Source organism: Flavobacterium sp. 3HN19-14 (assembly GCF_051373205.1).
Lineage (GTDB): Bacteria > Bacteroidota > Bacteroidia > Flavobacteriales > Flavobacteriaceae > Flavobacterium.
The window spans coordinates 2,674,843-2,695,621 of the sequence record NZ_JBPPZT010000001.1; the positions used below are offsets into that span (position 1 = coordinate 2,674,843).

Here is a 20,779-nt window from a genome sequence, read left to right on the forward strand (position 1 = left end):
AATGTCGCCATTATATTTTAATTTCGACGCTTTGTTTCCAGTTAACATTTGATAAAAAATACAAGCGTTTAAAAAAGCGCCGTATTTATTAGGATGCACTTCATCTTCATAAAGTTCGATTTTCGGATACTTTGTCCGCACGCCAAAGAATTTGCTGCCATTTTCAGATTGGATCAAATTATTTTTCGCCGCAACCAATTGATAAGATGCATTGATTTCAGCTGTTTCCTGTTCCAGACTTGTTAAAACAGCTGAGCAACATTCTTTTTATCTATTGAATTATCTATCGAAGCCGCCGGATAACAATACTGCTGAGGATATTCGTTTTTGGAAGCCCATGTATCAAACAGCATAAATTTACATCCCGGATTGCCGACCAGTTTTTTAATTTCTGAAATCGCAGGATTTACTTTGAACTCCCTATTTTCCGGAATCAAGACACTGACCGTTCCCGTTTGCAGGATAACAACATCCCATTTTCTTTCTGCAATCTTTTTTTCGGTTTCCGTTAGTTCTCCGTTTTCTTTTTTTCGTGTACTGATTTCGTTCTCCGTTTTCGAAACAATCATATCCGATAAATGAGCGGATAAGGAATACCCCGGAAACGTACTTTGCTCAATCCTTATATTCGGATTGGTTTCATTGAGCATTGCCTGCAAAGTGCTTGGCATGTCGTGAAAATAAGTGAGGCTATTTCCTATGAACAAAACGTTGATTTGATTAGCATTGGTGTTTTGTTGCGGTTTGCAACTTATCATCAGTAACGTTATCGATATCAGCAGCAGGTTTTTCATGAAATTGTCCGTTTAGCGGATAGCTATTTTCTTTTCCTGTCTCCGCAGCTTTATATATTGCATTGATAATCCTGATATCTTGTAAACCTTCTCCTCCTGTAATATGATCTGGCAGCTTTTTATTTTCCAGAAGCAATTTGGCAATTTCGTCTAATTGTGTTTTTTGCTGATTGATGACCGGAAATTTCAATGCTGCCTCTGATGTTTTCCCAACAAATCGAAGATAACTCAATGCCGGACTCAACTCAAACGACCCTTCGTCAGCAGAGGCATAAAACCTGTCGATATCATAACCGCAGGACGTATTGCAGTTGGCAACCGCGCCACTTGGAAATTCCATTTGCCACGAAATTGATTCTTCGGTTTCTGAAAACCTGTCCTTATTATTGATTGTTCCAAATTGGGCAGTAACGGCTGTAGGTTCTTCTCCCAAAACATAACGGCTGGCCTGGATACAATAAATACCTAAATCCATCAGCGGAGCTTCCGCCGGATAGCTTTTTGTTCAACCTCCAGTCTTTTGATTTATCGACTATGGTAGTTTTGTCAAGTGTATCATAAGTTTTATATCCAAGTGAAGCTTCAATAAACCGCACTTGCCCGAAAACTTTCTGCTGTCCCAATCGTTTAATTTCCAAATGTGTTGGTTCGTAATGCAAACGATAACCTATGGCCAATTGAACATTGTTGTCGTCACAGGCTTTTATCATCGCCTCACAATCGGCAACCGAAATCGCCATTGGCTTTTCGGTGATTACATTTTTACCTGCTTTTGCCGAGCGGATCACGAATTCTTTATGCAGCCCATTAGGCAAAACGACATAAACCAAATCGATATCCTTGTTGTTAATTATCTCGTCGAAATTCTGATAATTGTAAATATTTTTATCGGGGATATTGTATTTCGCTTTCCATTTTATGGCTTTCTCAGGTGAACCGGTAACGATTCCCGCCAGATTACAATAGTCAGAAACTTCTATTCCGGAAGCCAATATACCCGCATAATGGCCTAAACCGCACAGCGCAATGTTTAATTTTTTTCCGGTATATGGCTTTTGCGATTTTTCCTGCGTCATAAATGATGGAAGCGTTGAAATCACAATTGATGCACCTACGCCCAAACCCAGTTTATTGACAAATGAGCGTCTTGAAATATTTTTCATAAAAGTTACTCTTGGTTAATACTATTGAATGAGTACGCTTTTTGAAAAAATGTTACATTTTAGATTTACGGCGACTTTAAAGAAGTTTGTTTCTTGGCCGGAAACCGGAAGTTTTGATTTACAACCTTTTTTTCATATCATAGAAAACATCCCCTCCGTGTGCTGAATCTGATAATCCCGAATTAACGAACCCGAATTTTTCGTAATAAGGGATAAGGTCTTCTTCACAGGTCAGGATTATTCCTTTTCTGTTTTGTTGCCGGGCAACTTCAGCAAGGTGGTTCAGCAATTTTCCGGCATACCCTTTATTTTGATGATTTGGCGAAACGGCAAGCCCGAAAACCGATTGCCACTTTCCGTCCTCGAAATGCAGTTCAGGGTTTTTAAACATTTCATCTGCGATTGTTTCGCGGTCTGTAACCATGCCGTTGATAAAGCCCAATATTTCTTCACCATCTTCAATCAGCCAGAAATGCTGCGGATAAACTTTTAACCTGTTTGAAAAAGCTTCCATCGATGCCGCCTGATTGGGCGGAAAACACGCAATTTCAATTTTGTAAATTGATTCGAGGTCGTTTGAAGAAGCATTTCTTATTTTCATGATATTTTATCTTTTAAATCAACTTAGTGTGTTGGTTGGCAGGGATTAGAAATCCGCGCCATCTGGGGTTAAGCTACTTCTTAGTTGCGGCTTCATTATAATTGGCAGTAAATTGAAAATAATTTCTTGTCTTCGATTTCAATTACGTGTGCATCAATATTTCTCCTATCACATTCAATTTTGATTGAATTAAATTGATTTATAAATGTAACATAATCTTTATAGTTTCTAGTTCCGTAATCATTTTTATAGGATGATGTTTTGAAAACAATAAAAAGCATTATTGGAACTTCGCATTGCTTTCCATTGTCTTTTGAATCTAAAGTTCCAAAAAGTGTATAGAATAACTGATACATTAAGTTCCAATGATTTTTTTGTACTTGATGATTAAAGCTTCTATTTAGCAACTCTTCAATTCGATTTGTTGCTTCTGTTTTTGTCTTGTTTAATTCTTTTGTCTTGGCAACTAAATATGCTTCAGAAATTTTGCAATTAAATTTTTCATCTACTTTTGATTCAACGCCGATGAATACCGATTTTCCACTGTCAGTTTTTCCCCAAATCCCTAAATCGTGTTCCCTACCATTTCTGTATCTATCAAATTTTGTCTCGAGTTCAGGAATAGCTTTTTCCAAAACTAAATTTTCTCCAATTATTTCAGATATAAGTTCTTTAACATATTGTTCTCCGTTTTCATGAAACATGAAATTTGCCAAATTGTATGCGCTACGATCTTTCTGCCAATGGATTTTTTTCTTTGGGTTTGTTAAAAATATATCTTCCCAATCTTGAAACGAAAGCAGAGATTTGCCTTTTGGACTTAGATATTCCATAATTTATTTATTCGTTGTTTTGCGGTTAGTGTGATAAGTCACAGGTAAGGCCCTGCACCTTACTTCGATGCCGTGCTCCCGCGCGAATCCTTTCGCGTGGTATTAAGATAGATAAATTATATCGTCACGCGAAAGGATTCGCGCGGGAGCTAGGGTTTTTCCATATTGGATTATAAGACTTTCTAAATAACAAGTTTACAGTTAATTCCATTTTATAAGCTTTTGTAAACTTCAGTAGCAATCGAATGACTTATTTGAATTTTACTTATCATATCACGAATTTTTTCTGAGACATTACTTCTGGCCTTGTTTAGTTCTTTAGACATTCTTGGCAAATTATCAACAGTGTCACAAAAATTCACCATACTATCAACTCCACCTTCAATCTGAATCAATAAACTTTCTAATGCAATTTTTGCTTCTTCTATTTCGTCCTCCTTGCCTTCAAAATCTGATTTATATATCATTGCCATTTTTGCAAAAGCATCTATTCCATTCTCAAAATTATTTATATAAATAGGAATTTCTGGTTCTACTCTACTTGCAAATTCGTCCATAGCGACAGCAGTTCGGGAATAGATATTTCGTTGAACTTTATAACTCAATGGCTGTCCATTATTCGCTTTCATCAATCGCTCAATTTCTTTAGTTTTTTTGTTCATTTCATTTCCAATCCATTCCATTGCGCTAGAAATTCTGGATAACGCATCAGTTGAAGTTGAAAATGATTCTTGAATAACTTCCTGATAGTCTAAAACCCCATACTCATCTTCATACTCTTGAATTTGAATATCATCAGTATCTATTGAAATTTTAGGTTCCTTTATAGTTGAAGAATTATTCATCAATTCATTAATTCTAGTTGGAATATGGATTCTTAGAAATCTCTGTAATTCCTCCAAAGCATTAAATTCCCAATGCAATATGTTTTTTTCACCCAAACTTGTTTTAAAAGACATGATTTTAGAAAGTTGTTCAGGGTTTATCATATCTAATGAGTGAGGTGGAGAATTTTTAAAATAAAATAATATTTGAATTGATTTATTATCCTTAATAAATCTTTCATGGGCGATATTAAATTCTTCTTCAGTTCCCGATCCAAACTCAGCTGTAGGTGTTCCAAATCTCATCCAAAGTAAACCAATAAATAAATCATATGCTGGAATATCAGTATTTACAATATTTTGAAGACTGATATTACTGATTCCTGGAGCAGAATTAGTTTCCCATTTTAATAACTCAATGACAATGTTATTTGGGTTTCCATAAGTGAGATTAAGTTCTGATATAACTTCTGAAACAGCATCTCTTTCCTCATCTAAATCAGACGGGGATGCTAAAAACACACGGTATTTGCTTATTAATTCTGGCATGATAAATAATATTTTGAAGATACGATATAAAAGTTGAAATAAATTTGCAAACAGCATAGCTAATTGCTAATTTCTCAAATATACAAAAAACTACCTCCCCACAATCCTCCTATAAACCTCCAATTCCTTTTCCAACCCCGCAATCACTTCCTCCTTTTCTGCTAATTGCTTTCGCAAGTCCGTAGCAACCGAACTCTCCGAAGCCAAAGGCAGTGCATCTGCCAATGCCGTAAAAAAATTATGCCCCAAAACCAGGCTAATCTTCCAAAGCACCCCGATTTGCAGCGACTCGCGTTTGTAATAATCTATTGCACCATTGCGCGAAACGTCGAGTTCACGCGCGAGCGCGGCTACATTTACTTTATGCTGTTTTCTGTACTCCATCAGCAATTGCCCTACATGCGGATGCAATACGGCGCCTTGCTTCTTATATCTCATACTTCTGTCTCTCATTTTTTATGTTTTTAGTGGTTAATGGGATAGCAAGGCTAACAAATGTTATGCTTGTTATCCCTGTATAATATACTTTGTATTGCAATTGTTATACTTCGTACCCTATTTAAGGGTACTTCCTACCCTACATGAGGGTATCTCCTACCCTAAATCGGGGTTGCAAGGCTAACACGTGTAACGCTTCGTATCTATAACATACCTGTTTCGTATCCTAAATACACATACGAAGCATCACAATTGTTATACTTTTACTCCTTTTGCCTTTCAATCACGACAAAAAAATACCCCGGCTGCACACCGGGGCTTTGTTCCGATTTCCTTTTAGCTTCCGGTTGCAGCACTTACACCGTTATTGTTAAAACGTGCCGCCAACTGCGAATATATGGTGTCACTACCCGGAATTCCGCCATCGGCAGCATTACCGAACATCTTATAGACCGTAAGTGCATTGACAAACGATTCGCTGCCCGCAAGCATCTGCGTGTCTTCGAGTTTTTCTAAGGTTTGTGCCGCGATGCCGCGCAGCTCGTCAATCTGGCTGTACAATTGCAGGTCGGTCTGCATGTTAGCGACATTAAGGTACGACGGCAGCATCGTGCTGTTGTTGACAGCGGCATTGATAGCATCTTCCGTGAACGCCTTGTTGCTCACGTCGATTTTTGGAAGTGCTGAGCGTTCGGCGAGCGTCAGACCGACTAAAAACGGCATGTTGGTGTTAATTGTGGCGATGGCCGTCTTTACTGCGGCAATCTGTGCGGCTGTCATCGTGACATTCAGCTTGTTGTTGGTTAAATTAGACATAATTATATAGATTTAAATTAATACACACCCCGCCTTTTACCACGCATCGCAAAGCTTAAGGCAAAAAATGATTTTTAAGATGTCACCACCTTAAAAACGATTCCGATAAATAATTATACGCTGTCAGACAATGTTCGTGGCGCGCATGGATTGCTGCACTGATTGTCTATTATTGTGTCATAAAATTAGTAAAATATAATTATTGCGCAAGTAATTCTTACAGATTGTAGTTTTTTTCACAGATTATACGCTGTAAATTCTTGACTTGAATCGAATGAGGAAAATATACAAACACAAATTGCACGAATTTTCACAAATTAAATTCGTGGAAATTCGTGCAATTTGTGTTTATCTTTAAAAATTAATCCATCCTACGGCTCACGGCTACCACAGCAACCGCAATTCCGCAAACCGGCTAACAAAGCCATTCCGAAACTGCCTTTTGAAGAAGCCACCTGTTCCGGATTTCCATATACCCGAAGCGGTTCCTGAGATGGATCTAAAATATTTCCGGGCTCGCCAGATTTATCCGCGTGAAGCCGCATCTTCAAACGCATTACTGCCGAGGCGGTATTGATAATGGCTTTCGGGAACAGGCGGTAGAGATTGGTGATGGCTGCCGCTTTCATATCCGGAAATTTGTCTTTCTTAGGATGCACCGCCAAATCAACGAGTGCCGCTGCGGTTTCGCGTGGGTCAGATGCAATGGGCGATATCTCCATCGCAAATCCGGAATATTTGGCCGAATGCAGGTTGCCCGTCGAGTTCTGCAATTGCGGGTAAAGGTTGCAGATGTGGATGTGCCGGCGGTTCGAGATTTCACCCTGCAGGCATTCCATCATGCCCCTGATGCCGTACTTGGTGGCAGAATATACCGCACTGTAAGGTGCGGGCATAAATCCGCCAATCGATACATTGTTGATCAGGATGCCTTCGTCCTGCTTTTTGAAAATCCTGATGGCCTCATAAGCGCCGTGCATATAACCGAACAGGTTGGTCTTGATGACCTGCTCGTGAATGTCCATCGGAATTTCCTCAAACTTCCCGCTGGCCATTACTCCGGCGTTGTTGACCCAAAAGTCAATCTTACCATTGATTTGAAGGGCTTCTTCGGCGACGCGGTGCACGTCTTCGGCGACCGACACATCTGCATAAATTCCTATTGCAGTAACGCCCATCGAGCCGCAGATCGCCACGACTTCGTCGACACCTTCGCGACCGCGTGCGACGATTACGACATTGGCACCCTGTGCAGCAAATGCTTCTGCGGCGGCTCGCCCGACGCCGCTGCTAGCACCTGTTATTACTGCTGTTTTGCCGATGAGGCTGTTGTTGATTATTGTAGTTTCCATAATGCTGTTTATTAGGGTTTTAAAACCTTAATTAAGTTAGTGAGAATTATGGTGATGGCGGGTGGGTTTAAGAAAACTTTAGTGGTTGTGGAATAGGACTATTTATAGTATTTAGCGATACGGGCTTTAAATCAAAGTCATTGGAAAATGTGCTTTAAAAACCAAATACGTGGTCAGTCAAAACCGAAAAAATAAAAGTCCTGCTGGTTTTCCCCTCCCACGGAGGGGTGGCCGAAGGCCGGGGTGGTTTGAGTTGCCAGCCACAGCTTCCTTTCCCCGCTACCGCGCAAATCCTTTCGCGTGGCATTCAGAAGAAAACTTAGCCAATTGAAATCTGATTTTTTTTTAGCGACGAGGGATTAGCTGCCCCGCTACCGCGCGAATCCTTTCGCGTGGCATTCAGAAGAAAACTTAGCCAATTGAAATCTGATTTTTTTTAGTCCCGCTACCGCGCGAATCCTTTCGCGTGGCATTCAGAAGAAAACTTAGCCAATTGAAATCTGATTTTTTTTAGCGACGAGGGATTAGCTGCGCTGATCCTTTTGGGGGAGCCTTCACAAGAAAACCTAAAGCCGATGAAAAATCGGCTTTGTTTTTTTATTTCCAAAAAGCTTACAAAAGCTCGCTTTTGTAAGCTTTTTGGAAATAAAAACCGAAACTCCCGTTTCGGTTTTTTTGTGGGCGATGAGGGATTCGAACCCCCGACCCTCTGGGTGTAAACCAGATGCTCTGAACCAACTGAGCTAATCGCCCTTATTGCGTGTGCAAATATACAGCTACAATTCGTATCTGCAAGGATTTTCGGGGAAAATATGCTTTATTCCGGAAGAAAATCTGTAAGCCATTGTTGCTCAGCATTTATTCAATCAGGCAAATTACAAATTTCGTATGCTCGCTTTCTGACACGCAGCTCAGGTAACCGCCATGCGCCTCAACGATATTTTTTGACAGCGTCAGGCCTATTCCGGCACCGTCTTTCCTTGTAGTGAAGAAGGGCAGGAAAATCTTGTCTTCGATTTCTTTTTCAATACCGCTTCCGGTGTCAGTAATGGTTATGAAAATCCGGTTGTTTCTCGATTCAGAGGTGATTTCGATATATTTTTCGGTTTTATCCTCAAGCGCGTAGATACTGTTGGTGAGTAGATTAATCAAGACTTGTTCCATCTGCAGCCTGTCGGCAAAAATGCGTTTGTTGTAATCAATGGTGTTGGTAACAGTGATGTTTTGCTTTTTAAAAGCCGGCGCCATCAATTCTAACGTAGTACTGAACAGGCTTTGAATGTCAATCTTTTCTTTTACCGGTGTCGGCAGCATTGCGAGTTTTCGGTAACTCTCGACAAACTCCTGCAGGTGATCGCTTCGGTTCAGGATTGTGTTGACACTTTGCCTGATGTCGTCGATATCGTCTTTTGACAATGTATCCTGAAGTACGAGTTCATTGAGATTTTGCGTAAGCGACCGTATCGGCGTTATTGAATTCAGCAGTTCATGCGAAATCACTTTCATCAGATTAATCCAGGATTCCTTCTCTGTCTTTTCAATCACTTTCTGGATCGAATCTACCATAATAATATAGTACCCGCCATCGACGGTTTTGGTCGCCGATGCCTGCAGGATGAAAGTCTGCGTATCCTGGCGGTCGACTGTAATTTGCACTGAAGTTTTAATTTCACCGAATTCCCGCTCTTCAATAATAGTACAAAGTGATGGCAATTGGTTTTTGAGGTAAGTCCATTTTGATACTTTCGGCACCTTGAAATGCGACGAAAAATAATCATTCATCAAAAAAACTTCCTTTTCACCAGCGTTCATTTTCAGGATTACGATACCGGTTTCTATGTTGTTCAATATCGACCGATATACCAAATCTTTTGAGAATTGCTCGTTTTTTGTCGTCTTCAGCCTTTCGTATAATTCGAAAAGAGGCTGGTGGTTTTTGGCTTTCGCTGCAGAAAAATCAGCCGAAAAATCGTCATTCAGGATTGCCTGGATGGTTTTATCGTAGAATGTGAACGTGTTCTTAATGGCGTAGATTAATTCGGTTATCAATAACGCAGCAACCAATAACAAAAAAAATGAAGTGTACAGCAATTGATGCTGATACAGAAAAAACGCACCGAACAAAGCGATAAGGATCGCGAGGCTGCGAATGACAAACATCAATTTTGGATTTCCTGCCATCAGCTTTCGATATTGTATTTTTCGATTCTTCTGTAAAGCGCGGCGCGTGAGAGTCCGAGTTCGTCTGCCGATTTACTGACATTGAAATTGTTCTTCCGCAGCACTTTTTCAATCATTGCTTTTTCAACACCTGACAATTGCAAATCGTCATTTGGTGTGGTTCTGGTGATTAATTCCAAATCTAAATCTGAAACAGAAATATCCTTTTCACATAAAATCACGGCGCGCTCGATGCGGTTTTGCATTTCCCGGATATTGCCGTGCCAGGCGTGATTTTGCATTTGCGACAAAGCTTCCGGCTCGAAAGTAACATCAGTGCGGTCATATTTTTCATTCATTTTCTGAAGCAGGAAATGCGCTAATGGCAATATGTCTTTTTTTCTCTCGCGCAATGGCGGCAAAGTAATTTCCATCGTATTGATGCGGTAATACAAATCTTCCCGGAATTCCTTTCGTGAAATTTCACTTTTCAAATCTGCATTTGTAGCCGTAATAATCCGGACATCCAAAGGCCTGGCTTTTGATTCTCCCAAACGCGTCACTGATTTATTCTGTATGACCTGAAGCAACTTTGATTGCAATTGTAGTGGTACATTTCCAATTTCGTCAAGGAAAATTGTTCCGCCCTGAGCCGCTTCAAAACGTCCGGGCGTATCGGTTTTCGCATCTGTAAAAGCGCCTTTTGCATAGCCGAACAATTCGCTTTCAAAAATATTATCGTTGAGCGAACCGAGGTCGACGTGCACAAACGGGAAATCTTTTCGGTTGGAATTTTGGTGAATGTATTGCGCCATTACAAATTTCCCCGTGCCATTTTCACCTAAAATAAGGACGTTCGCATCGGTTTTGGCAACTTTGTCGGCAAGCGCGAAAGATTTCCTGATATTTTCTGAATCGCCTATGAAAAAGTTTTCCTGTTCAAAAGATGCTGTTTTTTTCTTCGATTCTTTTCTGCTTTGCGCGACCGCCGATTTTACTACGGCAAGCAATTTTTCATTGTCCCACGGTTTCAGGATATAATCAAAAGCGCCCGATTTCAATCCTTCAACAGCCGTTTCGATTTTTCCGAATGCCGTCATTAAGATTACCGCCGTTTCCGGAGAAAACCGCTTGATTTCCTTTAAAAAATAAATACCTTCCCTCCCATCTTCAAAACCGATGCGGTAATTCATATCCAAAAGCACTACATCGATATGGCTTTCTGACAGCAAATTGAAGATATTTTTAGGGTTGCTTACAGTATGAATGACATCAAAATGCTTTTTCAATACCATTTTAGACGCGAATAAGATGTCTTCCTGGTCGTCAATCACTAAAATATGGGCATTCGTTTTTTTCATCGACTGTTCATTTTCGGACAAAAGTGTTCATTTTCGGTCATTTACAAAATCATCACTTATTTAAAAATACTGGAAACTAATCTGTTACAGTTTTTAAAATCGTGGCATAAAATTGATATATATCCTTACAAATAATTAAATATGGATACCATCGTTCCTCGTAAAAATAGAAAAAAAACCTACCTTTTAATATTGCTGCCGGTTTTTTTATCAGGCGGATATTTCACTTATGCTTCACTTACAAAAAGAGAAGCCTCAATGTGAACCGAAATGAGATTGTCATTAATAAAGTCGAAAATGGTTATTTTGAAGATTTCATCACGTTCCAGGCAAAAGCCGAACCGATAAACTCGATATTATTAAATGTCACCGAAGGCGGCTCCATCAAAGAAATTTTTATTGCGAATGGCGATTTCGTGCAAAAAGGGCAATCACTCGCCCGCCTGTACAATCCGAATTCTGAACTTAACTATGTGACACAGGAAACCTCAATCATAGAGCAAATCAACAATCTGGACAAAGCCAGGCTCGATTTGCGCAACCAGGAAACTCGGATTGGCAAAAGACCTGATTGACATTGAGCACGATTATCTCGATGCAAAGGCTTTATACGAACTGAACAAAAAGCTTTTTGAGCAGGAAATCCTTTCGGCAAACGAATGGGAAAAGACACAGGAGAATTTTCGTTTCCAGAAAGAACGAAAGAACATCATCCAGCAAAGCGTTCAGAAAGAAAAAGAAGCCAATAAATTACAGCTTTCGCAAATCGCACAGGCACAGTCGGCGATGCGAAAAAGCCTCGGTATTTTGCGTGACAATAAAAACAATTTCCTTGTTACTGCTCCGGTTTCGGGAAGAGTTTCATCATTTGAGCCGATTCTCGGGAAGAATTATGCTGCCGGCGAAAGTATCGGAAAGATTGATGTCATGAAAGGTTATAAACTGGTAGCCGATATCGATGAATTTTATTTGGAAAAAATAATTCCGGGTCAAAAAGGAACGATTGAATTCCAGGATAAAAAGATAACCGTAGTCATTTCAAAAGTGATTCCGGAAATAAAAGCCGGTCGTTTTCAGGTCGAACTCAGTTTTGGCGAAAAGTCACCTGATTTGCAGCAAGGCATCAGCTTTTCCGTCAGATTGCAGTTTTCAGAAAAATCGACTGACCCTGTTAATTCCGAAAGGCGCATTTTATCAGGAAACTGCAGGCAACTGGATTTTTGTCGTCGATGGCAATAAAGCCGAACGCCGGAAGATAAAAACCGGACGCGAAAATCCGCTGTATTATGAAATCCTGAGCGGATTGAAACCGGGCGAAAATGTTGTTACTTCGGGCTACAATGACTTTAAAGATATTCAAAACCTTACCATAAATAATTAATCATGATCACAATCAACCAACTTTCAAAAATTTTCAGGGCTGAAGAAGTCGAAACCAAAGCACTTAACGATGTTTCACTCGAAATAAAACAAGGCGAATTTGTCACGATTATGGGTGCTTCGGGTTGCGGGAAATCGACTTTACTGAACATCATCGGACTTTTGGACAACGCGACTTCGGGAAGTTATGAATTGCTCGGACAGCAAATCAACGGCCTTTCAGAAGCCGAAAAATCGAAGTTCAGAAAACAAAACATCGGGTTCGTATTCCAGAATTTCAACCTCATTGATGAACTTTCGGTATATGATAACATTGAATTACCGCTCATTTACAGTAATATTTCTTCTTCAGAAAGAAAGAAAAAAGTCGCTGCCATTGCCGAACGTCTCGGCATTTCCCATCGGTTAAAGCATTTTCCGCAGCAATTATCAGGCGGGCAACAGCAGAGAGTTGCCGTCGCAAGAGCCTTGGTCACACAGCCGAAAATCATTCTGGCCGATGAACCAACCGGAAACCTCGACAGCAAAAATGGCAATGAAGTGATGGAATTGCTGACCGATTTGCATGCAGAAGGCGCGACAATATTAATGGTAACGCATTCCGACTATGATGCGTCATTCTCGCAAAAAACCATTTTGATGAAAGACGGTATGGTACTTTCTGAAAAGCAGAACAACCGCAATGTTGACATCATCATTAATTCTTAATCATTATGATCAAAAACTGGCTCCACATTTTTCTTTATAATATAAGGAACAATAAATTCTTTACCGCGCTTAATGTCCTCGGGTTGAGCATGGGGATTTCCGGATTGATCTTTGCGATTCTGTATTGGAATGAAGAGCATTCCTATAATGCCTGGAATCCCGACAGCGATCACATTTTTCAGGTTATAACCGACGTTGGGAGCAACACACTTTGGGCGACTACAACAGAACCTGTCGGGCGTTTGCTGCTTGAGGATAAAAGCATCGAAAGTTATTGCTATACTTCAGATTCTTATGACGGCAGCGTTATTTATTACGATGGGAAAAAGCAGGTTGTCGATAAGATATACAATGCACAACGCACATTTTTTGATTTCTTTCCGTTCCGGTTTATCAAGGGAAATGCAAAAACGGCTTTTAGTAAGGAATACGATTGTGTGCTTTCTGAAAATACGGCAAAACGATTGTTCGGCGATGCCAATCCGATTGGGAAAACACTTCAATACGGCAATAATTCGGTTTATGTAAAGGGCGTTTATACGATTCCCGGAAAATCATCAGTCGCGCCCGAAATGGTAGTTTGCATGATGCAGGCACGATTGGACGAGAATAAGGACGTCTGGAACAACTTCAATTACAACATGTTTTTGAAGTTGAAAAATCCGAAACATCAGGACGCCATCGGGAAGAAAATCGTGAGTTTATATTACACCCATCGCTTGATTCCGGAATGCAAAAACCGACGGCATCAGCGTTGAAGAATATATAAAACTGCATGGGACTATTAATACTTACATTGAACCACTTTCGACTGCACGTTTACATTCGACTGCCGACAGTTATCCAGAAGGAAAAGGCAATTACCAATTCCTGATGATCATGCTCGGGCTTTCGATATTGATTCTGGTTTTATCGATTTCGAATTATGTAAATCTTGCGACTGCGAATGCCATTAAAAGAGCAAAGGAAGTCGGCGTCAGGAAAGTCCTCGGTGCCGGAAAAGCAAATATCGTGAAGCAGTTTATTTTTGAAACTGTGCTGACGACATTATTTTCAATCCTGCTCGCGCTGGTGATTGTTGAACTTTCTTTACCTTATTATAATGACTTCCTCAACAAGCAACTTGACATCCATAACGGACAGTTTTACATCCAGCTCGTTTTGATTTTTGTGGTTGTCGTAATTGCTGCGGGCGTTTTCCTGCGCTTTATGTTTCTAATTTCGAAACCCTGAAAGTCCTTCGCGGCAATTTCACGCGCAGTAAAAGCGGTACCTGGGTGCGCAACGGCGTTCTTATTGCCCAGTTCGCTATCGCTTCTTTTTTTATCGTTGGCTCTTACATCGTCTATGAACAAATCGACTATTTAAATAATAAGGATCTGGGATTCAAGGGCAAGCAAGTGCTGCAGGTAGATTACCGCAATCCTTATGATTTCAGGGATGAGACCATGCCGAAGAAATTACTGAATCGTTATAATTTCATCCACGAACAATTGCTTTATATTAAAGGTGTAGAAAAAGCAGCTGCAGGCGCATTTTCTATCGGAACCGGAAATGGCGCTTCGACAACCATAGGTTATAAAGGAATTGAAATACAAATTCGCAACATGGCCATCGATTTTGATATGATTGACATGATGAAAATCAAGGTAATAAAGGGGCGTAATCTTTCTGACAAATTTGCTTCAGACACAATTGGTTCGATATTGATCAATGAAACAACGGCAAAACTCATGAAAGAAAAAGATCCAATTGGAAAAGAATTTAGGTGGAATGACAAGCAGCTAAAAATTGTCGGCATCGTTAAGGATTTCCATTTGCAGGGCCAGATCAAAAAATTCCCGCCATGATGTTTTTCCATTTCAAGACCATGGACTGGATGATTTTCAACGTACATGATTTTTACATCAAGGTAAATCCGGAGCACATGCAGCAAACGATAACCGATATTGAAAAATTCTGGAAAAAGAACGTCGATGGCGATTATGGATTTACATTTGATTTTGTCGATAAGAATTATGCGCGTACTTACGAAGCGTACACGAACCAGAAAAACCTGTTTTCACTTCTGAACATTGTTGTAATTATAATTGCACTTTTCGGATTGTTCGCACTCGCCTCCTACTCTATTGAACGCCGGATGAAAGAAATCGCCATCCGGAAAACACTAGGTGCTGAAACACATGTTTTACTGAAAGCGCTTTCGAAACAGTACATTGTTTTCTGTATCATTGGTTTTTTTGCAGCGGTAATTCCGGTGTATTTTTTATTGGATAAATGGCTGCAGAATTTTGTGTACCGGATTGACATTTCGTTCCTGCCTTTCTTGATTGGGTTTGTCGTTTTGATGTTGCTGACGTTAATCGTTGTGCTTTCACGCGCGTATCAGGCGACTCAGGTTGAAGTGCTGAAATACCTTAAATATGAATAGGTTAATTTTCATATTGCTTTTTTGCTTTTCCATTTTTGCACATGGCCAGTGACAATTCCTGCTCGTTGCAAAGATGTATTGCCGTGGCAATGGACAATAGCATTTACATCAAAATCAAGCAGCTTGAAATTGTTAAAGCGCAGAAATCATACACCAATCCGCTGTTTGGAATGTTGCCACAAATCGGAATGTTCGGAAGCCACAATTATAATTTCGGCTCAACGATTGATCCGGAGACGAATAACCGTGTAAGTTCTGATTTGCAGTTTGACAGTTTCGGACTGAATGCTAATATGGACATTCTGAATTTCGGGAATATCGCGCTTTCACAAAAAGAAAAAATCAATATTGAGCTTGCCAAAGCAGATAAAGCGGTTGTTGAATATGAGTACAAAATGCAATTGCTTGAAAAGTTCTTCGATGCGCTTTTTACACAGGAATTGCTTAAAATACAAAAAGAACAGTTCGAAAATTCGACTTTGAATTTAACACGAATCGAGAAAGAAACGGAAATCGGCAGTAAATCCAAAAGTGATTTGTATGACATGCAATTCAGTTTTTCGCAGGATGAAATGCGGCTGGCTGAAGCCAAACAATCATTCGAAATGCAGAAATTGCAATTGTTCCAATTGATGAATTTCGAACCTGAGAATTTGTCTGAAGTGGTTTTGGGAACCAACTTTCCAACCGAAAAAAAATCAAATGTTTTTGAAAACCCGAAAATCACTTACGCCAAAATCGCTTACAAAAGCAGCCGGAAAGATATTTCCATTTACAAATCTGCAAATCTTCCGACGATTTCAGGTTCTTACAGCCTGAGCTCTTTTTACACTTCGCCCATCAATCAGCCGGGAATTGATGTGACGCCTTTTCATACACAAATCGATAATAATAAAAATCATTCGGTTGGATTACAGCTTAGTATTCCCGTTTTTAACGGATTTCGAAATAAGAAGCAAATCGTAGCCGCCAAATTCGAATCGAGGAAAAGCAAGTTGATTTCTGTGCAGGAACAAATCAAAATCGACCAGCAAATCAAACTTGAAGTGACAAAAAAAAGCCAGCTGGAAAGCTTATCGCAAAATCTCGGGAATACTTTAAAATACGCAAAATTGTCTTTTAAAACTACACAGGCAAAATTCACCAACGGCACGATTGACGCCATCGGCTACATTGCGGTGAAAAACCAACTGCTTTCATCTGAATACGAATTCCTGAAGAACGAACTTCAGCAGCAATTCACCACACTAAAAATCAACCTGATTCAAACCAACGATTTTTAAGACTGAATACTGATTACCGAACACTGATCACCGAACACCAAATTCTGGCACAGTTTTTAGTAAGTTAACTTTTAATAAAACTAACTTAAAAATTCGTATTGACTATTGATTGAAATTACTAAACCAACCTTATTGCGCCAACTGTAATCTAAATTAAAGTAACCTTTTAAACACGAATTTTATGAAAAATTGGCCTTCGCTGGTGCGCAATTCCGGCAAAAAAACATTGAGATTATTTGCATTGGCATTTCTATTTGCGGGAATTGTTTTTTCCTGTAAAAATCAGTCCGAATCAACAGAAAGCAGTTTTGAAAACAAAGCTTCACGGGAAGTCGCTGCAGAAGCAAGTGATGAAACTGCGATTTCTTCCAACGCTGCAGTGGAAAATAAAGAGAGTAAACACAAATTTGTGCGAACGGCTGATATTAAATTTCAGGTGAAGGATGTGCGGAAATCTACTGAAGCCATTGAAAATGCGACTACAAAATTTGGCGGATTTGTAACTTACACTAACCTTCAGAGCGTTGTCACTGAAAAAAATGAAACCCAAATCAGCGCCGACAGTACGCTCGCTGCGACTAAATATAAAGTAGAAAATAATATTACGATCCGTGTTCCTAACAAAAGGCTCGATACTGTTGTAAAAACAATCGCCAGACAAATTGGTTTTCTGGATTACCGTGTGATAAAAGCTGATGACGTGACTTTGCAAATGCTGGCCAACGAAATGGCACAGGGCAGAAGTTCTGAAAAATCACAAAGGCTTGCCGCAGCAATCGATTCAAAAGGTAAAAAATTAAACGACATTATACGCGCTGAAGACCAGTTGGCAGATGAAAGCGCTGCAAATGATGATAAGCAACTCGAAAATCTTTCTTTAAAAGATCAGGTCAGTTACAGCACGCTTACTTTGGAAATTTATCAAAACGAAAGCGTCCGAAAGGAAATTGTGGCGAGTAATATTCCCGTTACACCATATCGGCCGCATATCGGTTTACAGCTATTAGACGGATTGTCAACAGGTTGGTATATTCTGGAAGCCATAATTGGTTTTATTGTACAGCTTTGGTCGCTCATCCTTTTGGCGGTGCTGGTTTTCTTATTATTCAGAAAATACGGACGCGGCGTGAAAGTTCCGACGCCATAAATTTCAAAAAACTATAAAAAAAGTTAAAAACCTCTTCGCCGGAGGTTTTTTTATGCCATTTAATTTAATTATATTTGATAGTAGCATTTGCAAAATCATAATATGATTGTACTATATATTATAGGTAGCCTCATTGCGCTGGTTCTCGTAACCGCATTGTTCATCAGAAAAGACTATTCTGTTAAGCGTGAAATCCTTATAGAAGCGCCGCTCCTCGTAGTTTTTGATTTTATAAAATACCTTCGCAGACCAGGACAATTATGGCGTTTGGAACAGTATGGACATCAATATGAAAAAAACTTACACCGGAACTGACGGTACCGCCGGATGCGTTTACCGCTGGGAAAGTGATGTAAAGAAGGTCGGATGGGGCGAACAGGAAATCAAAAAAGTAACCGAAAATGAAAGCGTCGAAACCGAATTAAGATTCATAAAGCCTTTTGAAGGCCGTGGCGATGTAAAACTTTCTACTTTTGCCGTTTCTGAAAATGAAACCAAAGTCAGCTGGGAAATGAAAAGCAGCATGAAATATCCGATGAATTTTATGCTTTTGTTCATGAATATGGATGAAATGATCGGAAAGGATTTCGCCCAGGGACTTAGCAATCTCAAAGATTGTATCGAAAAATAACAATAAATATAAACTATGAAAATCTTTATCTTTATTATTCGCTCACTCACCGGCCTTTTGCTTTTATTCGCATCAATTACCTATTTTTTTTCCGGTGATGGAACAGCCAAAAATGACCTGCCGATGGTTTGCCGTTATGGAGGGATATGCCGTGACGCCATATTTTATGCCATTAGTAAAGTCTTTAGAATTGATTTGTGGATTGTCTTACATAACAGGGCGTTATGTGACATTTACAAATCTTATACTTTTACCTCTTTCGCTCAATATTTTACTGATTAACCTTTCCTTATCTCCCGAAAATTCCCCGATGGCGGCGTTTTTATTTGTAGGGAATCTGATTATGATTTACAGGTATTGGGACAATTACAAACAATTATTTACTGCGAGATAATTATGAATGCAATGAAAAGAAAATCGATTTTAGTAAAAATCAGGAGTTATGTTCTTGGAATCGTTTTGGTCGGAGTTGCCTATTACAGTGACAACGCGCTATTGGTTGGCATTGCAATGGTGTTCCTTGCCTTGTTGATTCTCAATGACATTTTTGGTCGATGGATTACACAAAACAACAGGCTTGTTTCAAATGGTTTTGCATGGCCACTGTATGTTGACCGGAATAAAATTAAGAAATAATGACCTGAATTTTTACTAAAAAGAAAACCCGCTAACTAACAGCGGGTTTTCTTTTATAAATAAGCAGGAAAATTAATTAGATATGTAAAGCCCTGTTTTCTGTAGCCGCCAATGCTGCTTCTTTCACCGCTTCAGCGTAAGTTGGATGCGCATGGCTCATTCTGGAAATGTCTTCGGCGGAAGCTTTGAATTCCATGGCAGTTACGGCTTCAGCAATTAAATCTGCAGTACGTGCGCCAATCATATGGATACCTAAAACTTCATCTGTTTTTGCATCGGCAAGGATTTTTACGAAACCATCCGTATCACCGCTCGCTCTTGAACGTCCTAATGCCTTGAAAGGAAAACTTCCGGATTTGAATTCAATTCCTGCTTCTTTTAATTGCTCTTCGGTCTTACCTACTGCGGCAACTTCCGGCCAGGTATAAACAACGCCGGGAATCAGGTTGTAATCGATGTGCGGCTTTTGTCCGGCTAAGGTTTCGGCTACAAATACACCTTCTTCTTCGGCTTTGTGGGCTAGCATTGCGCCTTTGATTACGTCACCGATTGCATAAATATTTTGCGCTGTTGTTTGCAGATGATCATTTACTTCAACCTGACCTCTTTCGGTGATTTTCACACCGGCAGCTTCGGCGTTGAGGCCGTCTGTATAAGGACGACGTCCAACCGCAACCAAAGCATAATCGCCGTCAAGCGTAATGGTTTCGCCTTTCGCATTGTCAGCCAAAACCTGAACGGCATCGCCATTTCTTTCGACCGATTTTACTTTGTGCGAAGTGTAGAATTTCATGCCTTGTTTTTTAAGCAGCTTTGTAAGTTCTTTTGACAAGCCGGCATCCATTCCCGGGATGATTCTGTCAAGATACTCAACGACAGAAACCTGGGCGCCAAGACGAAGGTAAACTTGTCCTAACTCCAAACCGATTACGCCGCCACCAATAATAATAAGGTGTTTCGGAACTTCGTTGAGTTTCAAAGCTTCTGTGGAAGTAATGATTCTTTCTTTATCAATTTTGATAAAAGGCAGGCTTGACGGTTTTGAACCGGTCGCGATGATTGTATTTTTTGCTTCCAAAGTTTCTGAAGTGCCATCAGCTTTTGTGACTTTTACGTGCGTCGCATCTTCAAAAGAACCAACACCTTCGAAAATGGTGATTTTGTTTTTGTCCATTAAATATTTGATACCGGCGGTATTCTGGTCGACCACAGTACCTTTTCTGGCAATCATCTGGTCGATGCTGAATTTGATTTCGCCCGTAATCTCGATGCCATGTTCAGCAAAATGAGATGTCGCATCGTGGTAATGGTGCGAAGAATCCGAGAAGTGCCTTCGAAGGAATACAACCAACATTGAGGCAAGTGCCGCCCAAAGTGCTGTATTTTTCAATGATGGCAGTAGTAAATCCTAATTGTGCACAGCGGATGGCTGCAACATATCCTCCGGGCCAGGAACCAATAACGACAACGTCAAATGAACTCATGGTATATATTTTATGGTGTTTATTTTTTTTAAGCCTGACAAAATTAAGGATAATTAGCGAAATAGGCAATTGGCGAATTGCGAATGATATTTACAGATGAGTTCCAATTATCAAACCAAAAATGCATCAATAAAAAATCCGCCAAGCGGATTTTTCTATACACAAACCAGGAAAACTCAGGCACTCAG

Annotated in this window: 24 protein-coding genes, 1 tRNA gene and 1 pseudogene; 13 read left to right on the forward strand and 13 right to left on the reverse strand. The window is 39.9% G+C overall.

Annotated elements, in window-relative coordinates:
• Positions 1-242: 242 nt before the first annotated feature.
• From ACSLFW_RS14420 to ACSLFW_RS14475, 12 genes are all read right to left on the reverse strand, one after another.
• Positions 243-707 carry a hypothetical protein gene (locus ACSLFW_RS14420; RefSeq protein ID WP_436556344.1) on the reverse strand — a complete coding sequence of 155 codons (465 nt, stop codon included), beginning with the start codon at positions 705-707 and terminating at the stop codon, positions 243-245.
• Between the two features lie 13 nt (positions 708-720).
• A complete protein-coding gene (locus ACSLFW_RS14425) occupies positions 721-1,227 on the reverse strand; it encodes a Gfo/Idh/MocA family oxidoreductase (RefSeq protein ID WP_436556345.1) in 507 nt (168 codons plus the stop codon).
• Positions 1,178-1,957 carry a Gfo/Idh/MocA family protein gene (locus ACSLFW_RS14430; RefSeq protein ID WP_436556346.1) on the reverse strand — a complete coding sequence of 260 codons (780 nt, stop codon included), beginning with the start codon at positions 1,955-1,957 and terminating at the stop codon, positions 1,178-1,180. The genes ACSLFW_RS14425 and ACSLFW_RS14430 overlap by 50 nt, the downstream gene beginning before the upstream one ends.
• A gap of 118 nt (positions 1,958-2,075) precedes the next feature.
• Entirely contained in the window at positions 2,076-2,558 is a 483-nt protein-coding gene (locus ACSLFW_RS14435) for a GNAT family N-acetyltransferase (RefSeq protein ID WP_436556347.1), read from the reverse strand.
• 95 nt (positions 2,559-2,653) lie between these two features.
• On the reverse strand, positions 2,654-3,391 hold the full coding sequence (locus ACSLFW_RS14440) for a DUF6946 family protein (protein ID WP_436556348.1): 738 nt from the start codon (positions 3,389-3,391) through the stop codon (positions 2,654-2,656).
• Positions 3,392-3,603: 212 nt separating this feature from the next.
• Complete coding sequence (locus ACSLFW_RS14445; RefSeq protein ID WP_436556349.1) at positions 3,604-4,764, reverse strand: DUF4062 domain-containing protein; 1,161 nt, start codon at positions 4,762-4,764, stop codon at positions 3,604-3,606.
• A 90-nt stretch (positions 4,765-4,854) separates the two neighbouring features.
• Positions 4,855-5,217 carry a hypothetical protein gene (locus ACSLFW_RS14450; RefSeq protein ID WP_436556350.1) on the reverse strand — a complete coding sequence of 121 codons (363 nt, stop codon included), beginning with the start codon at positions 5,215-5,217 and terminating at the stop codon, positions 4,855-4,857.
• Between the two features lie 321 nt (positions 5,218-5,538).
• Positions 5,539-6,018 carry a hypothetical protein gene (locus ACSLFW_RS14455; protein ID WP_436556351.1) on the reverse strand — a complete coding sequence of 160 codons (480 nt, stop codon included), beginning with the start codon at positions 6,016-6,018 and terminating at the stop codon, positions 5,539-5,541.
• Positions 6,019-6,389: 371 nt separating this feature from the next.
• A complete protein-coding gene (locus ACSLFW_RS14460; protein WP_436556352.1) occupies positions 6,390-7,370 on the reverse strand; it encodes an SDR family NAD(P)-dependent oxidoreductase in 981 nt (326 codons plus the stop codon).
• 678 nt (positions 7,371-8,048) lie between these two features.
• Positions 8,049-8,123: transfer RNA gene (locus tag ACSLFW_RS14465), tRNA-Val, on the reverse strand.
• Positions 8,124-8,228: 105 nt separating this feature from the next.
• The gene (locus tag ACSLFW_RS14470) at positions 8,229-9,551 is read right to left on the reverse strand and encodes a sensor histidine kinase (RefSeq protein WP_436556353.1); all 1,323 of its coding nucleotides are present in this window, start codon (positions 9,549-9,551) and stop codon (positions 8,229-8,231) included.
• Positions 9,551-10,891 (reverse strand): sigma-54-dependent transcriptional regulator, encoded by a 1,341-nt coding sequence (locus tag ACSLFW_RS14475; protein WP_436556354.1) that lies wholly within the window; start codon positions 10,889-10,891, stop codon positions 9,551-9,553. The genes ACSLFW_RS14470 and ACSLFW_RS14475 overlap by 1 nt, the downstream gene beginning before the upstream one ends.
• A 260-nt stretch (positions 10,892-11,151) precedes the next feature.
• Here ACSLFW_RS14475 and ACSLFW_RS14480 point away from each other — a divergent pair, with 260 nt between their 5' ends.
• From ACSLFW_RS14480 to ACSLFW_RS14540, 13 genes are all read left to right on the forward strand, one after another.
• Entirely contained in the window at positions 11,152-11,466 is a 315-nt protein-coding gene (locus tag ACSLFW_RS14480) for a hypothetical protein (protein WP_436556355.1), read from the forward strand.
• Positions 11,447-12,130, forward strand: coding sequence for an HlyD family efflux transporter periplasmic adaptor subunit (locus ACSLFW_RS14485; RefSeq protein WP_436556356.1), 684 nt, complete (start codon positions 11,447-11,449; stop codon positions 12,128-12,130). Before ACSLFW_RS14480 ends, ACSLFW_RS14485 begins: the two co-directional genes overlap by 20 nt.
• A gap of 144 nt (positions 12,131-12,274) precedes the next feature.
• The gene (locus tag ACSLFW_RS14490) at positions 12,275-12,979 is read left to right on the forward strand and encodes an ABC transporter ATP-binding protein (RefSeq protein ID WP_436556357.1); all 705 of its coding nucleotides are present in this window, start codon (positions 12,275-12,277) and stop codon (positions 12,977-12,979) included.
• 5 nt (positions 12,980-12,984) lie between these two features.
• The gene (locus tag ACSLFW_RS14495; protein WP_436556358.1) at positions 12,985-13,737 is read left to right on the forward strand and encodes an ABC transporter permease; all 753 of its coding nucleotides are present in this window, start codon (positions 12,985-12,987) and stop codon (positions 13,735-13,737) included.
• A gap of 121 nt (positions 13,738-13,858) precedes the next feature.
• The gene (locus ACSLFW_RS14500) at positions 13,859-14,212 is read left to right on the forward strand and encodes an ABC transporter permease (RefSeq protein ID WP_436556359.1); all 354 of its coding nucleotides are present in this window, start codon (positions 13,859-13,861) and stop codon (positions 14,210-14,212) included.
• Positions 14,213-14,256: 44 nt separating this feature from the next.
• Positions 14,257-14,829, forward strand: coding sequence for an ABC transporter permease (locus tag ACSLFW_RS14505; RefSeq protein WP_436556360.1), 573 nt, complete (start codon positions 14,257-14,259; stop codon positions 14,827-14,829).
• Positions 14,826-15,410 carry an ABC transporter permease gene (locus ACSLFW_RS14510; RefSeq protein WP_436556361.1) on the forward strand — a complete coding sequence of 195 codons (585 nt, stop codon included), beginning with the start codon at positions 14,826-14,828 and terminating at the stop codon, positions 15,408-15,410. The genes ACSLFW_RS14505 and ACSLFW_RS14510 overlap by 4 nt, the downstream gene beginning before the upstream one ends.
• Before the next feature lie 65 nt (positions 15,411-15,475).
• The gene (locus ACSLFW_RS14515; protein ID WP_436556362.1) at positions 15,476-16,693 is read left to right on the forward strand and encodes a TolC family protein; all 1,218 of its coding nucleotides are present in this window, start codon (positions 15,476-15,478) and stop codon (positions 16,691-16,693) included.
• A gap of 181 nt (positions 16,694-16,874) precedes the next feature.
• The gene (locus tag ACSLFW_RS14520) at positions 16,875-17,840 is read left to right on the forward strand and encodes a DUF4349 domain-containing protein (protein WP_436556363.1); all 966 of its coding nucleotides are present in this window, start codon (positions 16,875-16,877) and stop codon (positions 17,838-17,840) included.
• Positions 17,841-17,942: 102 nt separating this feature from the next.
• Entirely contained in the window at positions 17,943-18,155 is a 213-nt protein-coding gene (locus ACSLFW_RS14525) for a hypothetical protein (RefSeq protein ID WP_436556364.1), read from the forward strand.
• The gene (locus ACSLFW_RS14530; protein WP_436556365.1) at positions 18,130-18,471 is read left to right on the forward strand and encodes an SRPBCC family protein; all 342 of its coding nucleotides are present in this window, start codon (positions 18,130-18,132) and stop codon (positions 18,469-18,471) included. The genes ACSLFW_RS14525 and ACSLFW_RS14530 overlap by 26 nt, the downstream gene beginning before the upstream one ends.
• A 112-nt stretch (positions 18,472-18,583) precedes the next feature.
• Positions 18,584-18,865 (forward strand): hypothetical protein, encoded by a 282-nt coding sequence (locus ACSLFW_RS14535; RefSeq protein ID WP_436556366.1) that lies wholly within the window; start codon positions 18,584-18,586, stop codon positions 18,863-18,865.
• Positions 18,866-18,876: 11 nt separating this feature from the next.
• Complete coding sequence (locus ACSLFW_RS14540) at positions 18,877-19,107, forward strand: hypothetical protein (RefSeq protein ID WP_436556367.1); 231 nt, start codon at positions 18,877-18,879, stop codon at positions 19,105-19,107.
• A gap of 76 nt (positions 19,108-19,183) precedes the next feature.
• Here the strand turns inward: ACSLFW_RS14540 and lpdA are convergent.
• A pseudogene (gene lpdA / locus ACSLFW_RS14545) lies at positions 19,184-20,591 on the reverse strand (dihydrolipoyl dehydrogenase).
• Between the last annotated feature and the right edge of the window lie 188 nt (positions 20,592-20,779).